This is a genomic window from Rhizobium sp. 16-488-2b (assembly GCF_017741815.1).
Lineage (GTDB): Bacteria > Pseudomonadota > Alphaproteobacteria > Rhizobiales > Rhizobiaceae > Rhizobium.
In genome coordinates, this window is sequence record NZ_JAGHMF010000012.1 from 141891 (window position 1) to 156407 (window position 14517).

At 63.7% G+C, this 14517-nt stretch carries 9 protein-coding genes; 2 read left to right on the forward strand and 7 right to left on the reverse strand.

Going from position 1 to position 14517, the window contains the following annotated elements:
- Window positions 1-49 precede the first annotated feature (49 nt).
- Genes folK through folP form a run of 3 tightly spaced genes read right to left on the reverse strand, consistent with a single transcriptional unit; the run spans window position 50 to window position 1798 of the window.
- Window positions 50-568, reverse strand: coding sequence for a 2-amino-4-hydroxy-6-hydroxymethyldihydropteridine diphosphokinase (gene folK / locus J5286_RS12705; protein WP_209190617.1), 519 nt, complete (start codon window positions 566-568; stop codon window positions 50-52).
- On the reverse strand, window positions 561-929 hold the full coding sequence (folB, locus tag J5286_RS12710; protein ID WP_018900541.1) for a dihydroneopterin aldolase: 369 nt from the start codon (window positions 927-929) through the stop codon (window positions 561-563). The genes folK and folB overlap by 8 nt, the downstream gene beginning before the upstream one ends.
- Entirely contained in the window at window positions 926-1798 is an 873-nt protein-coding gene (folP, locus tag J5286_RS12715) for a dihydropteroate synthase (protein WP_209190618.1), read from the reverse strand. Before folP ends, folB begins: the two co-directional genes overlap by 4 nt.
- 93 nt (window positions 1799-1891) lie before the next feature.
- On the opposite strand from folP, the gene J5286_RS12720 reads away from it, so the two are divergent.
- Window positions 1892-2518, forward strand: coding sequence for a DUF922 domain-containing Zn-dependent protease (locus tag J5286_RS12720; RefSeq protein ID WP_209215351.1), 627 nt, complete (start codon window positions 1892-1894; stop codon window positions 2516-2518).
- A 314-nt stretch (window positions 2519-2832) separates the two neighbouring features.
- Here J5286_RS12720 and J5286_RS12725 read toward each other — a convergent pair whose 3' ends face one another.
- Both J5286_RS12725 and J5286_RS12730 read right to left on the reverse strand, forming a co-directional pair.
- A complete protein-coding gene (locus J5286_RS12725; protein ID WP_018900544.1) occupies window positions 2833-3153 on the reverse strand; it encodes a 2Fe-2S iron-sulfur cluster-binding protein in 321 nt (106 codons plus the stop codon).
- 215 nt (window positions 3154-3368) lie between these two features.
- Complete coding sequence (locus J5286_RS12730) at window positions 3369-3737, reverse strand: Hpt domain-containing protein (protein WP_209190619.1); 369 nt, start codon at window positions 3735-3737, stop codon at window positions 3369-3371.
- 463 nt (window positions 3738-4200) lie between these two features.
- On the opposite strand from J5286_RS12730, the gene J5286_RS12735 reads away from it, so the two are divergent.
- Window positions 4201-10935 (forward strand): apolipoprotein A-IV repeat region-like domain-containing protein, encoded by a 6735-nt coding sequence (locus J5286_RS12735; RefSeq protein WP_209190620.1) that lies wholly within the window; start codon window positions 4201-4203, stop codon window positions 10933-10935.
- A gap of 121 nt (window positions 10936-11056) precedes the next feature.
- On the opposite strand, the gene J5286_RS12740 is transcribed toward J5286_RS12735, so the two are convergent.
- Both J5286_RS12740 and gyrA read right to left on the reverse strand, forming a co-directional pair.
- The gene (locus J5286_RS12740; RefSeq protein WP_209190621.1) at window positions 11057-11536 is read right to left on the reverse strand and encodes a hypothetical protein; all 480 of its coding nucleotides are present in this window, start codon (window positions 11534-11536) and stop codon (window positions 11057-11059) included.
- 131 nt (window positions 11537-11667) lie between these two features.
- On the reverse strand, window positions 11668-14481 hold the full coding sequence (gene gyrA / locus J5286_RS12745; RefSeq protein ID WP_209190622.1) for a DNA gyrase subunit A: 2814 nt from the start codon (window positions 14479-14481) through the stop codon (window positions 11668-11670).
- Window positions 14482-14517 lie beyond the last annotated feature (36 nt).

A 14517-nucleotide genomic window follows, 5' to 3' on the forward strand; every position in this document is an offset into this window, starting at 1 on the left:
AGACAATTGAAGCATACGACGAAGCGGCCACTCGGCCGCTTCTTTTGTTTCAGGCGTCACGCCACCAATCCATGTTCTGATCAGCAACCTCGATCCCCTGGATGTCGGCGCGAGCAAGCCAGTCGCGCACCGCGACACCCTTGACGATCAGATCAGGCGCGAAGTCGGCAAGCGGCATCAGCACGAAGCCGCGATCGGTCATCCTTGGATGCGGGAGCTCCAGCCTCGGCGCGTCCTGGCTGATATCGCCATAGGTCAGCACATCGATATCAAGCGTGCGCGGACCCCAGCGCTCGATGCGCTCCCGCTTCATGCCCCGCTCTATGTCGAGACAGACATCGAGCAGCGCTTCCGGCTGAAGCGATGTCGCCACTTCGGCGCAGCAATTGAAGAAGAACGACTGGTCCGTCTTGCCCCAGGGCGGCGTGCGGTAGAGCCGGGAGACCGCGACGACGCGGCAATCCGCTCGCGCGTCCAGCGCCTTGAGCGCCTGCGCCATGGAGTGGACGGGATCGCCGATATTGCCGCCAAGCCCAAGCGTGGCGGTCTCAAAAGCCATGTCAGACAAAATGTTCGACGCTCACCTGGACGAAATCAAGCACGCCGGGAACCGGCGCGTTCGGCTTGCGGACCGTAATCTTCGCCCGCTTGATCTGCGGGAATTTCTGACAGAGCCCCTTGGCGATATCGAGCGCCAGAGCCTCGATGAGATAGCGTCGCTTGCCGGTGACAATCTCCTCGATGACGGTGAAGGCGATGCCGTAATTCACGGTATCGTCGATCGAATCCGTCTCCAGCGCGGTGCCGGTCACGACATCGAGCTCGGCATCGACAAAGAAACGCTGCCCCAGAAACTCCTCTTCGTCGTGAACGCCGTGGCGGGCGAAGAAGGCGCAATTCTGCAAGGTGATGGTGTAGGTGGTGCTCATAACGTGCCCTTCCGCTCGAATGCGTCGCGTGCCTTCAGCATAGCATCAGTCACGGCAAGCGCGTCCCTGTTGATTGCGACATCGTGTACCCGAAAAATAGCGGCGCCCTTCAGTCTCAGGAGCACGCTGGTGGCCGCCGTGCCCGCATCGCGATCGGCCGCCTCGCGGCCCGTGACCGCACCGACGAACCGCTTGCGCGACGTGCCGGCCAGGATCGGAAAGCCAAGCCGTTGAAGCTCGTCGCAACGCGCCATCAGTTCGAGATTCTCTTGCGTATCCTTGGCAAAGCCGAATCCGGGATCGAGAACGATGCGGTCCCGCGCCACGCCGGCGCGTCCGGCGATCTCGAGAGACCGCTCAAGAAAAAGAAACTGATCGGCGATGACATCATCCAGCTTGTCGCGGTCGCGGCCCGTGTGCATCACGCAGAGCCCCGCGCCGGTCCTGGCGGCGATATCGGCGATATCGGGCTCCTTCTGCAGCCCGAAGACATCGTTGACGATATGCGCACCGGCCTCGACGGCAAGGCGGGCGGTCTCGGCGCGATAGGTATCGATGGAAATCAGCGCCTCGGTCTTGCCGCGCAGCGCCTCGATGACGGGCAGCACTCGCGCCTGCTCTTCACGCGCATCGACGCTCGCCGCATCCGGCCGCGTGGATTCGCCGCCGATATCGATAATGCCGGCACCGGCCTCGACCGCATCAAGCGCATGCGCCACGGCCTTGTCGACGCTGTCGTAGCGACCGCCGTCGGAAAAAGAGTCAGGCGTGACGTTGACGATCGCCATGATGACCGCGGTCGAGCCGAGCTCAATCTCGCGGCCGTGCCCGACGCGCCAGAAACTGCTGCCAAGCTTTGCCACCTGCATTCATCCTATCGATCGAAAAAACAGCGTCATCATATTGCGCTAGCGGTGGCTATGCCCCAAGCTCCCGCAAACTTCAACATGAGTATTTGCAGAATGCCGTCCGTGTCGCGTTATATGCCGCTCCTCCTCGCCATTTCCGTCTCGCTGTCCGCTGGCTATCCCGCAAGCGCCGCCGTGGTGGCCACCAAGAGCTATTCCTATTTCAACATCAAGGGCAAAACCGCCGACGAACTGGACGAGCAGCTGAGCACGCGCGGCCCGACGGCCAACGGCCCGTCTGCCCGCCACCCCGGCGCCACCAAGATCCGCTTCGGCGGCGACGCCACCTATGTCGAGGAAAACGGCCGCTGCCGCGTCAGCACCGCTCGCGTCACCGTGCACACGCAGATCATCCTGCCGCGCTGGAACAATCGTCGCGGCGCCAGCCCCGAGCTGTCGATGATCTGGGACACGCTGTCGAGCGACATCAAGCGGCATGAGGAACGCCATGCCGAGATCGCCCGAACCCAGGCGCGCAACATGGAACGCAAGATCATGGCGCTTCCGCCGCAGCCCAATTGCGAAGCCATGCAGGAGCTGGTGACGGAGGTGTCGACGCGGGGAATTGCCGAGCACGACAGGCTGCAGGCGCGATTCGATCAGGTGGAGGCCGTCAACTTCCAGAAGCGCATGCTGCGCCTGCTGAATAATCGCCTGAAACCATCGGACGGCGAAAAGTAGCTGATTCTCGGGCGGAAATCGACGGCCGGACCTTAGCCGCGCAATGAAAATTGTGCGAAACCGACACGGCCCCAGCCAATGAATGGTAATTTCTCACCATAGATTTGTGAAACACAACGCGCTAATATTCAGTCATTCGAAAGTTCAGGTCCGTTAGCCGGGACTTTCGTTTTCTGGGTTCTCCTGGCGCGTTGCGAAGCCGCGGTCGATCCTCCCTTGGCCGTAGGTAATGCGCCTACCTCGCCTCGCTCGTCACATCGGCAAGCGAGGCTTTTTTTGGCCGGTTCATCCTAGGGAGAATTATGTCTGGGAGATTAAGCCTGGCGTTCCGGCACGTGCACGGTCAGCCCGTCCAGCGCCGCCTTCATGCGGATCTGACAGGAGAGACGCGAGGTCGGGCGAACGTCGAAGGCGAAATCGAGCATGTCTTCTTCCATCGCTTCAGGCGGACCGACGCGCTCGGTCCACTCCTCGTCGACGTAGACATGACAGGTCGCGCAAGCGCAGGCGCCGCCACATTCGGCTTCGATGCCCGGCACGGAGTTGCGCACGGCGTTTTCCATGACGGTCGATCCCTGATCGACATCAAGATCGAAGCGCGTACCGTCGAAAGCGACAATGGTCAGTTTGGGCATGGTGTTTTCCGGTGATCATCAATGGGATGGGTTTGGATTTTTACTTCCAACAATTACGCGAGGCAGTCAACAACGACCGCCCTTGCGCTCTTCATTCCAGATTTGGAAGCGACACGCTTGTCAGATTGCGCCACGCCAGGAGCAATAAAAAGACCCGCTGCTCCGCAATGGTGCAACGGGTCCCATGATCGAACACCTGATGGCGTCATTGCCGCCTAACGGCAAAGCTTCAGAATGAAATTCTCCGCCTCGATGACGGCGACGCCGACGGCCGCCATGTTCGAGGCATCGCCGCAATTGCCCTCAAGCGCTTCGGCCGCGTCGCGTACCCTGAAGGCGCCGACGGCGCTTGCCGCACCCTTGAGCTTGTGGGCGGCGGCTACGATCGCCTTGCCGTCGCCGGAAGACATGTCGTGCAGGCAGGCGCGGGCCTGACGCGCGAACATCTGCAGGACTTCCAATTCAAGCGCCTTGTCGCCCATCGTCTGGTTGGCCAGATGAACAAGATCGACCGGCCGCTGTTGCGAGGGAACCTGTCCCTCGCCATGATCTGGCGCCGCGAACGCAATACTGACTGCTGCCATATGCCAATTCTCCCGTCTTAGGTCCCGCCGTTTGAATGATGTTGCGGGGGCGCAGTGCCAATCGCGTTAAATTCGGGCGCAATCAGGGCGAATTTCTCGTCGTATGGTTAACGCCCGTCAAACACTTCTAACACATTGGATTTCAAGGCCGCGCTGGCGTTAATTCGGGTTAATCAAGCGTTAATAACTCGGCATTTGACCGAAGGCGTTAATTGTCTAGCAGGCCCGGATGTGTCACTACGATACGACTGGGAGAGCTGGGTTGTGGAAGCCTTTGCTCGCCAAGTGGATAATGGTAATGTTTTGATACCGTAAGTGTGCGAAAGCAGCTATCCACTCTGAAATGACATACTTATCCGCTCTACGAATTTTGGGCGGACAGGTTCAGAGGCAAGGTTTGTTCGGGTGACGCGGAAACCCGAATGCGTAGTAAACCGGCTGAGATGTAACGAGGCGTAACGGAATGGCGAACAACAAGTACAACGAATCGATCGAGGACAAGGCGTTCAAGGCGCTGGATGAAGCCCTGCAGATCGACTTCGAGGACGATGATACGCCGTCTCCACAAGTCAGGAAGCAAGACGCCTCGGAGGCAAAAGTGTCCGAAAAGCCAACTGTCCGCAATCAGCGTAAAGACGATGCCAAGCAGCAGCGCCCCGCCGCAACGCCCCGCTCCCCCGAGCAGGGATCGCGCGCGCCGGCCTTTGCCGCCAACGACGGCAGCCGGGTCAGCCCCGCTTCGCTCTTGAAATCGCTCGACAACGGCTCCGCCCGTCCGGCACTGCGCAACGCCACGCTCGTTTCGCTTCTCTGGATCGTCGGCGGCCTCGGCCTGATGTCGCTCCTCTATTCGCCGCAGATCTGGCAGATCCGCTCGATTTCCGACCTCGTCGCCCTGCCCGGCGTGATCGCCGGTCTCGTCGGCATCATCATCCCGGTTCTCCTGTTCTACGCCTTCGCCATCATGATGGCACGCGCCCAGGACATGCGAAACGCCGCCCGCTCGATGGCGGAAGTGGCACTGCGCCTGTCCGAACCGGAAACAATCGCGTCGGAACGCATCATGACGGTCGGCCAAGCCGTTCGTCGTGAAGTCTCCGCCATGAACGAAGGCATCGAGCGCACCATCGCCCGCGCCTCCGAGCTCGAAACCCTCGTCCACTCGGAAGTCAACGCGCTGGAGCGCAGCTACGCCGACAACGAACTGCGCGTACGCGGTCTCGTCCACGAACTCGGCTCCGAGCGCGAAGCGATCGTCAATCACGCCGAGCGCATCCGCACCTCGATCGTCGGCGTTCACGACCAGCTGCGCGAAGATCTGTCGCTGGCGACCGAAGAAATCGCCGTGCGCCTCGCGACCTCGGGCGAAGCCTTCGCCTCGATGATCGACACGCGCGCCGCCACGATCACCGAGAAGTCGGAATCCGCCATCCAGTCGCTTGGCACCCTGCTCGCCGCCAAGACCGATTCGCTGCTGCAGACGCTGACCTCCTCCGGTTTCGCGCTCGCCAACGAGTTCGATAACCGCCTGGATTCGCTGACGTCGAGCCTCAGCGACCACGGCAACACCATTCTCAGCCAGTTCGAGACGCGTGCGTCCACCATGGACAGCAACGCCGAGAAGCTGAACGCTGCACTCAACGACCGCGCCCGCCAGCTGAACGAGATCCTGATCGCGCGCACCCGCGATATCAACGAGAGCCTGACCGGCGGCGAACGCACCATCACAAGCACGCTCGACGACGTTCTCGCCAAGCTGAACAGCACGCTCGACGAGCGCGGCACCAGCTTCCGCCACAGCCTGCAGTCCAGCGTCGATGACACGATCATGGACCTAGACCTGCGCTCCGGCTTCTTCGACGAGCGCCTGCAGGCGACCGTCGCCCAGCTGTCCACCTCCTTCGACGAACGTGTCGCCGAATTCGCCAACGCCTTCGACAAGCGCGCCGGCACGCTCGACACCAAGCTGATGGAGAGCCTGAACCGCATCAACGACACGCTGACCGGCGGCTCGGACTCGCTGAACGGCATCCTGAGCTCCAGCATCGAGCGCATCGGCTCGTCGCTGACCGACCAGTCCTTCGCGCTGACGACGGCGCTTTCGACCGGACGCGAAATCCTGGAAAGCACCCTCACCGACAAGGTGGACGAAGTGGCCAGCGCCATTGGCGCGCGCACCACGGAAATGACCTCCGCGCTCAGCCACGCCACCTCCGAAATCTCGCTGGCGCTTGCCTCCGGCACCTCGGAACTCCACAACAACCTGTCGGCCCGCGCCACCGAATTCCGCGACACGCTGCTGTCGACGACGTCGGATCTGAGCTCGGCTGTTTCGGCTGGTACCGATCAGATCACCTCGGCCTTCGGCCGCGCCGATGAGCTGAACACGACGATCTCCAAGCGCGCTGAGGACATCACCCAGGCGCTGGATTCCGCCCATGAGCGCATCGACGACGTCATGTCGGCACGCAGCGGCGTCTTCCTGGGCGCGCTGTCCGACAGCCAGTCGCGCTTCGAAAACACCCTTGCCAGCCGCTCGGAAGCGATCATCGAAGCCGTCACCGGCAGCCATGACCGCCTCGCCGATACGCTCGACGACAAGGCCATGGCGCTCGCGATCTCGCTCAACGAAAGCCAGAGCCGCTTCGAGGAGACGCTTGGGTCGCAGGTCGATGCCATCGCCGGCTCCATCGCGTCCGGTCATGATCGTCTTGCAGAGACGCTCGACGACCGCGCCATGGCGCTCGCCATTTCGCTCAATGAAGGCCACAGCCGTATCGAGGACACGCTCGGCTCGCATGCCGGCGCCATCTCGCAGTCGTTGGCAGCAGGCGAACGCAAGCTCGCCGACGCCATCGCCGAACGCAGCGCCGCCTTCAACGCCTCGATGAACGAAGGCCGCAGCCTGATCGAGACCGCGCTCGACACCCGCGCGGAAGCTATCTCGCAGTCGCTCGCCGCCGGCCAGGAGAAGCTGACCGAGGCGATCGACGACCGCGCCATGGCATTCGCCATTTCGCTCGACGACAGCCAGGGCCGCCTCGCCGATACGCTGGCGCACCACGCTGACGGCATTGCCGCCTCGCTCTCCAGCGGTCACGACCGCATCAGCGAAGCGCTCGAAGACAAGTCCATGGGCCTTGCGATCGCGCTCAACGAAGGCCACTCGCGCCTCGAAGACACGCTCGGCCGCCATGCCGGCAACATCGCGACCTCCCTCGCCAGCGGTCACGACCGGATCAACGAAGCCCTCGACGACAAGGCGATGGGTCTGGCGATCGCGCTCAACGAAGGCCACTCGCGCCTCGAGGATACGCTCGGCCACCATGCCGAAAGCATCGCGAACTCGCTCGTCAGCGGCCACGACCGTATCGAGAGCACGCTTTCGCAGAACGCCAAGTCGATCAACGACACGGTTGCCGACGTGCACGACCGCCTTGCCGACACGCTGGCCGAAAAGTCCATGGCGCTCGCCATTTCGCTCGGCGACAGCCAAAGCCGCTTCGACGAGGTTCTGGACGCCCGCACCAACGCGCTGATCGATAGCGTCGCCGGAGCCGAAGCCCGCGTCGCCGGCGCCTTCACCGACAAGGCCCAGGAAATCCGCGGCGCCTACACCGAAAACCAGCAGCGCCTGGAACGCACGCTCGCCGAGCACGCCTCCTCGATCTCCAGCACCATCACCGATGGTACCGACCGCATCGAAGGTGGCCTGACCTCAGCCGCCGACCGCTTCGAGGCGCTGACCGGCAATGCCACGACCAAGCTGGAAGACGGCCTCGTTTCGGCGCATGCCCGCATCCGCGCAACGCTCGACGACCGCACCCAGGCGATCAACCTGACGCTCAACGAAGCGCATAACCAGATCGGCGAAACGCTCTCCGACCAGGCGACGACGATCGGCGCCTCGATCGCCGCAAGCGTCAGCATGCTCGAAATGTCGCTGGAAGATCGCGAAGCCTCGATCCGCCAGGCGATCGACAACAGCGCCCAGTCGCTGGAAGACCGCCTGCGCGACAGCACCGGCAACATCGCCGGTCGCTTCCAGACCGCAGCCGACGAAATCTCCCGCTCGACCGAGAGCTTCGCCTCGCACCTCGACCAGTCGATCGACGGCATGACCGGCCGCTTCGCAGACACCGGCTCGCGCGTCGAAGCCGGTCTCGCAGCGCTCGAAAACCGCATCCGCGACGGCGTCGGCGGTGTTGCCCAGCAGGTCGATGCCGCGGGCGAACGCCTGACCGGCACGCTGACGGATGGTATCTCCAGGCTCGGCGCTCTCAGCGACGAAACCTCGGGCCGCATCGCATCCGCCGTCGATGACAGCATTGCCAAGTTCTCCGAGACGATCGATGGCCGCACCAGCCACCTCGCCTCCGAGATCGACAGCCGAGCCGCCAGCCTGACTGACGGTATCGACGCCCGCACCGCAGGCATCGGCGAAGCCATGGACCGTGGCACCGCCAAGATCGACGAACGCCTGTCCACCATGGACCGCGCGCTCAACGTCGGCCTAGACGCTGTCAACCGCACGATCGAAGGCAAGGCCGCCGGCCTCGCCGCCTCGCTGCGCAGCGCGGTTGCCGACACCACGCAGGGCATGGACGAGGAAGCCACGCGCGCCGCAGCCTCCCTCAGCCAGACCGGCCAGCAATTCGCCGAAGGCCTCGACGCCAAGAGCAGCGATTTCGCCCGCTCGATGGGTGAACGCTCCGAGCAGATCGTCGGTCGCGTCTCCGAGGCGCAGAACCGCCTCGCCGGCCAGGCCGCAGCCGTCGCCCAGACCTTCTCCGAAGCGGGCAACGCCATCATCAACAAGGTGGCAGAGGCCGAAACGCTGGTCAGCGGCCAGGTCGGCGCCATCTCCAAGGCACTGAACGACGCGCAGAACACCTTCGCCAGCCACGGCACGGATATCCGCACGACGATCGCAAGCGCCAGCGAAGAAATCGCCTCCACCATGGCCGATGTCGACCGTGCGCTCGAAGCACGCGGCAATGCAATCCGCAGCGGCCTTGAAGAGCGCTCGCGCGAACTTGACGGCACGCTCAACACCGTGGAGCAGGCCCTCGAAGCGCGTGGAAGCTCCATCCGCGCCGCCCTCGACGACCGCACCCGCGAGCTGAACTCCATGCTCGCAGGCCGCACGACCGAACTGTCGCGCATTCTCGACGAGACCGCCCGCCCGATGATCGATCGCTATGCGCAGACCGGCCGCGACGCGGCAGCGCAGATCACGTCTGCCGGCGAACAGAGTGCCGCACAGATCACCGCTGCCAGCGAGCAGAGTGCCGCACAGCTCACGGCGGCGAGCGACCAGAGCGCCGAGCGCCTGCGCGCCGAAAACACCGCTTTGATCGACGCGATCAACGCCCGCACCGAACGCGCCACCTCGGCCGTCGATGCAATCGAAAACAGCCTGCTCTCCAACGTCAACCGCCTGATCGACCGCCTGTCCGACAACAGCATGGTCATGGGCCAGATGATGAGCCGCGCGGCCGAAGAGCTGGGCGCCGTGGATAGCCGCCTCGGCGACACTACCTCGCGCTTCACCGACTCGGCCTCCAAGGCGGCCGAAATGGTCGCGGCCTCGACCCGCCTTCTCGAAGGCAAGGTCGATCGTCTCTCCGACATCTCCGGCCAGACGCTGTCGCAGGTCGGCAGCATCATCGGCCGCTTCGACGAGCACTCCAAGGTTCTGACGCAGGCCTCCAGCCTGCTCGGCGCCGCGCAGTCCAACCTCGTCTCGACGCTGGAAGATCGCGAATCCGCGCTTCAGTCGCTGTCGGTCGGCCTCGTCCAGCGCTCGGAAGACATCGAAAAGACGATGCGTGCCCTCGGCAGCATGGTCGACTCGGCCTTCGATCGCGCCGAACAGCGCTCGAACCAGGTCAGCCATAACCTGCGCCAGGGCGTCCAGTCCTCCTTCGCCGATATCAGCACCACGCTCTCGGATGCCGAAAAGCGCGCTGCGGAGGCCGCCGAAGCGATGCGCAGCAGCGTCAGCAAGGCCAGCGAAGACGTCAACGCAACGCTCGACACCACGCTTGGCAATGCCGAGCGCCGCTCCGGCGAACTCGCCAACCGCGTTCGCGGCGGCCTGACGGCGTCGCTGTCCGAGGTTGAACGGATGATGGGCGACGCAGGTCGCCTGTCGGATGGCGCCGCACAGCAGATGCGTGAATCGCTGCGCGAAGCCGTCGACGAAGCCGTCGCCCGCTTCTCCGGCGCCACCGAGGAAATCCGCCGCTCCGCCGGCGATATCCGCAAGGAACTGGACATGACGCGCAGCGAGCTGAAGCGCGGCGCATTCGACCTGCCTGAGGAAGCCAAGGAGAGCGCCGCTGCCATGCGCCGCGCCGTCTCCGAGCAGATCAAGGCGCTGCAGGACATCTCGCACATCGTCGGCCGCTCGACGCAGCAGCTCGAAGTCTCCGAGCCCGCCGCCCGCACGCTCGCCCAGCCACAACAGCCGCAGCCACAAGCTGCGCAGCGCCAGGCCCCGGTGCAGCCCGCGATCCAGCAGCAGCCGCAACCGGCTCCAGTACCGGCCCCGGCACCCGCGCCGCTGCCCACCCCGGCGGCCGCAGCCATTCCGCCGTCTTCGATCGAAGGCTTCGGCCTGCGCGGTTCGCTCGGCACGGCGGCAGCAACGCCTGCGACGCCGCAGCGCGCTCCTGCCGTAACCCAGGCGCCCGCCGCATCGCCGGCATCCGGCGGCTGGATCAGCGACCTGCTGCGCGGCGCATCGCGCGACGAGAGCGCCGAGGAATCCATTGCCCGCCAGCCGGCACCGCGCGTAGAAGCACCGGCACCCCAGGCGCCGCGCGCCGGCGACAACCGCAATCCGCGCCATGTGGTGGAATCGCTGAACTCGCTATCCGTCGACATCGCCCGCGCCATCGATCACGATGCCTCGGTCGATCTGTGGCGCCGCTACCAGCGCGGCGAGCGCGACGTCTTCACGCGCCGCCTCTACACGCTGAAGGGCCAGCAGACCTTCGACGAGATCAAGCACAAGTATGACCGCGAGCCGGAATTCCGCACCGCCGTCAACCGCTACATCGCCGACTTCGAAAAGCTGCTCGCCGACGTCGCCCGCACCGACCGCGACCGGACGATCACCCAATCCTACCTGACCTCCGACACCGGCAAGGTCTACACCATGCTCGCCCACGCGGCAGGCCGCCTGAACTGAGGCGCAACGAGAGACAAACAAAAAGGCCGCATCGGAAACGATGCGGCCTTTTTTTGTTTGGGCGACTGGGCGGCAATGCCCGAAGGTCATCGCTGGCGCGTCCGATCACGGCGTCGAAAACTCACTCCGCGGCAGCATTCTCCGTCAGCAAATGGCAAAGACTTGCCATTACCTCAGCAGCCTCCTTCAGCCCGGAGGCCACCACATGATCCGGCACGCCGTCATCGATCAGCGTCGCAAGCTCTGCGAGGTCGTAGACGATATGGCCGCGCCGTAGCTCGTTCTGGGCGAGATCGATGCCCAGTTCGGCATGCATGCGATGGATCGCTCTCGCGGCCGTTATGACGAGCATCCGCTTCTGCGCGCTGTCGGCCACGTCAAGGCGATCCGAGGCTTGAGCGGTCTCAAGTGATTGCAGCAGATACGGGTGCATGACGTCCTCCTTACCGGTCATCGAGCGATCGGCGGGCAGATCTCCTCCATCTTGTCCGCGAATCGCCATTTGGTTGCATCGTGAGGAATATTCACCAAAAACAATGAGGACTGCAACCCAGGGATTTACCAAGAAAAACAACATCTCTTTCGTCGTCCGCAGAGCCATCGACATCCCCGCGGCAAGCTCGCTGAGAGCGGCGCCAAGGCCTCCGCAACTCAAACAAAAAGGGCCGAACCCACAAGGTCCGGCCCTTCTGTTTCAGATCCACTCACCGGAAACCCGGTGCGCGGAGACTCTTACGTCTCGGCGTCCGGCGGCGTTTCGTCACCAGCCTCTGCGGCGGGCTCTTCGCCCGGCACAACGGCGGTCTCGTCGCCGTTCTCGGCACCTTCCTCGACCTCGTCTTCCGGATCGCGGATGCGCTCGACCGACACGACCTTCTCGTCCTTGGCGGTCGAGAAGATGGTCACGCCCTTGGTCGCGCGGCTGGCGATGCGGATACCGCCAACCGGCACGCGGATCAGCTGACCGCCATCCGAAACCAGCATGATCTGGTCGTTGTCATCGACAGGGAAGGCAGCGACGAGTTCGCCGATTTCGCCCGTCTTCGACGTGTCGGTGGCGCGGATGCCCTTGCCACCACGTCCGGAGATGCGGAAGTCGTAGGAGGAAGACCGCTTGCCGTAGCCCTTCTCCGAGACCGTCAGCACGTACTGTTCGCGTGCCTTCAGCTCTTCGTAGCGCTCGTCGCTCAGTTGTCCCTCTTCGGTGACTTCCTCGCCAACCAGCGCGATTTCTTCCGCTTCGCCCGTTGTCAGGCGACGCTCGTTGGCAGCGCGCTTCAGATAGGCGGCGCGTTCCCACGGCTCGGCATCGACATGGCCGACGATCGTCATCGAGATGATGCGGTCGTTATCGCCGAGGTTGATCCCTCGTACCCCGATCGAGTTGCGGCCCGCAAAGACGCGGACGTCATCGACCGCGAAGCGGATGCACTGGCCGAGTGCCGTCGTCAGAAGCACGTCGTCATGCTCGGTGCAGGTCTCGACGGAGAGGATTTCGTCGCCCTCTTCCTCGAGCTTCATCGCGATCTTGCCGTTGCGGTTGACCTGGACGAAGTCGCTGAGCTTGTTGCGGCGCACGGTGCCGCGCGTCGTCGAGAACATCACGTCGAGCGTTGCCCAGCTGTCCTCGTCTTCCGGCAGCGGCAGGATGGTGGTGATGCGCTCGCCTGGAGCAAGCGGCAGCATGTTGATCATCGCCTTGCCGCGCGAGGTCGGCGTGCCGATTGGCAGGCGATAGACCTTTTCCTTGTAGACGATACCGCGCGACGAGAAGAACAGAACCGGCGTATGCGTGTTGAGCACGAATAGCTGGCTAACGAAGTCTTCGTCACGCGTGGTCATGCCGGAGCGGCCCTTGCCGCCGCGGCGCTGTGCGCGGTAGGTCGTCAGCGGCACGCGCTTGATGTAGCCGAGATGCGAGACGGTAACGACCATGTCCTCGCGGGCGATGAGGTCTTCATCGTCCATCTCGAGGCCGCCATCCATGATCTCGGTGCGGCGCGGTGTGCCGAACTCGTCGCGGACAGCCGCGAGTTCGTCCTTGACGATCGACTGGATGCGGACGCGCGACGACAGGATATCGAGGTAATCCTTGATTTCCTCGCCGATCTTGTTGAGTTCGTCGCCGATCTCGTCGCGGCCGAGGGCCGTCAGACGGGCAAGACGCAGTTCGAGAATGGCCCGTGCCTGCTCTTCCGAGAGGTTGTAGGTCATGTCGTCGTTGATGCGGTGGCGCGGATCGTCGATCAGGCGGATCAGGCTTTCGACGTCATGCGCCGGCCAGCGGCGGGTCATCAGTTCTTCGCGGGCCGATTGCGGATCCGGCGCCTGGCGGATAACGCGGATGACTTCGTCGATATTGGCGACAGCGATCGCCAGACCGACCAAGACGTGCGCGCGTTCGCGAGCCTTGCGCAGCAGGAACTTCGTACGCCGGCTAACGACCTCCTCGCGGAACGAGACGAAGGCGCGCAGCATGTCGAGCAGCTGCAGCTGTTCCGGCTTGCCGCCGTTCAGCGCCACCATGTTGCAGCCGAAAGAGGTCTGCAGCGGCGTATAGCGATAGAGCTGGTTCAGGATGACGTCGGCATTGGCGTCGCGCTTCAATTCGACGACGACGCGGTAGCCCTGACGGTCGGATTCGTCGCGCAGGTCGGAGATGCCCTCGATGCGCTTGTCGCGCACCAGCTCGGCCATCTTCTCGATCATCGTCGACTTGTTCACCTGATACGGGATCTCGGTGATGATGATCTGCTCGCGATCGCCGCGCATCGGCTCGATGGTCGCCACACCGCGCATGATCACCGAACCGCGGCCCGTCTCGTATGCCGAGCGGATGCCGGAGCGGCCGAGGATCTTCGCGCCGGTCGGGAAATCGGGACCCGGAATGATCTGCATCATCTCGGGCAGCTCGATCGCCGGATCGTCGATCAGCGCGATACAGCCATTGATGACTTCGACGAGATTGTGCGGCGGAATATTGGTCGCCATGCCGACGGCGATACCGCCGGCTCCGTTGACGAGCAGGTTCGGGAATTTCGCGGGGACGACCACGGGCTCGGAGAGCGTGCCGTCGTAGTTGTCGCGGAAATCGACCGTTTCCTTGTCGAGATCGTCGAGCAGCGAATGCGCCGCCTTCTCGAGACGGCATTCGGTGTAGCGTTCGGCCGCCGGCGGATCGCCGTCGACGGAGCCGAAGTTGCCCTGGCCGTCGATCAACGGAAGGCGAAGAGACCAGTCCTGCGCCATGCGCGCCAGCGCGTCGTAGATCGCGGTGTTGCCGTGCGGATGGTATTTACCCATCACATCCCCGGTCACGCGGGCGCATTTGACGTATTTCTTGTTCCAGTCGATGCCGAGCTCGGACATGCCGTAGAGGATGCGCCGGTGCACGGGCTTGAGGCCGTCGCGCACGTCAGGAAGCGCGCGGCTGACGATAACGCTCATCGCGTAATCGAGATACGACCGCTGCATTTCCTCCATAATGGAGATGGGCTCGATGCCTGGCGGGAGCTTCCCGCCGCCGGGGGGTGTTTGCTCAGTCAAAATGGATCACGTCTCTTCTAGAATCACTTGAAGATT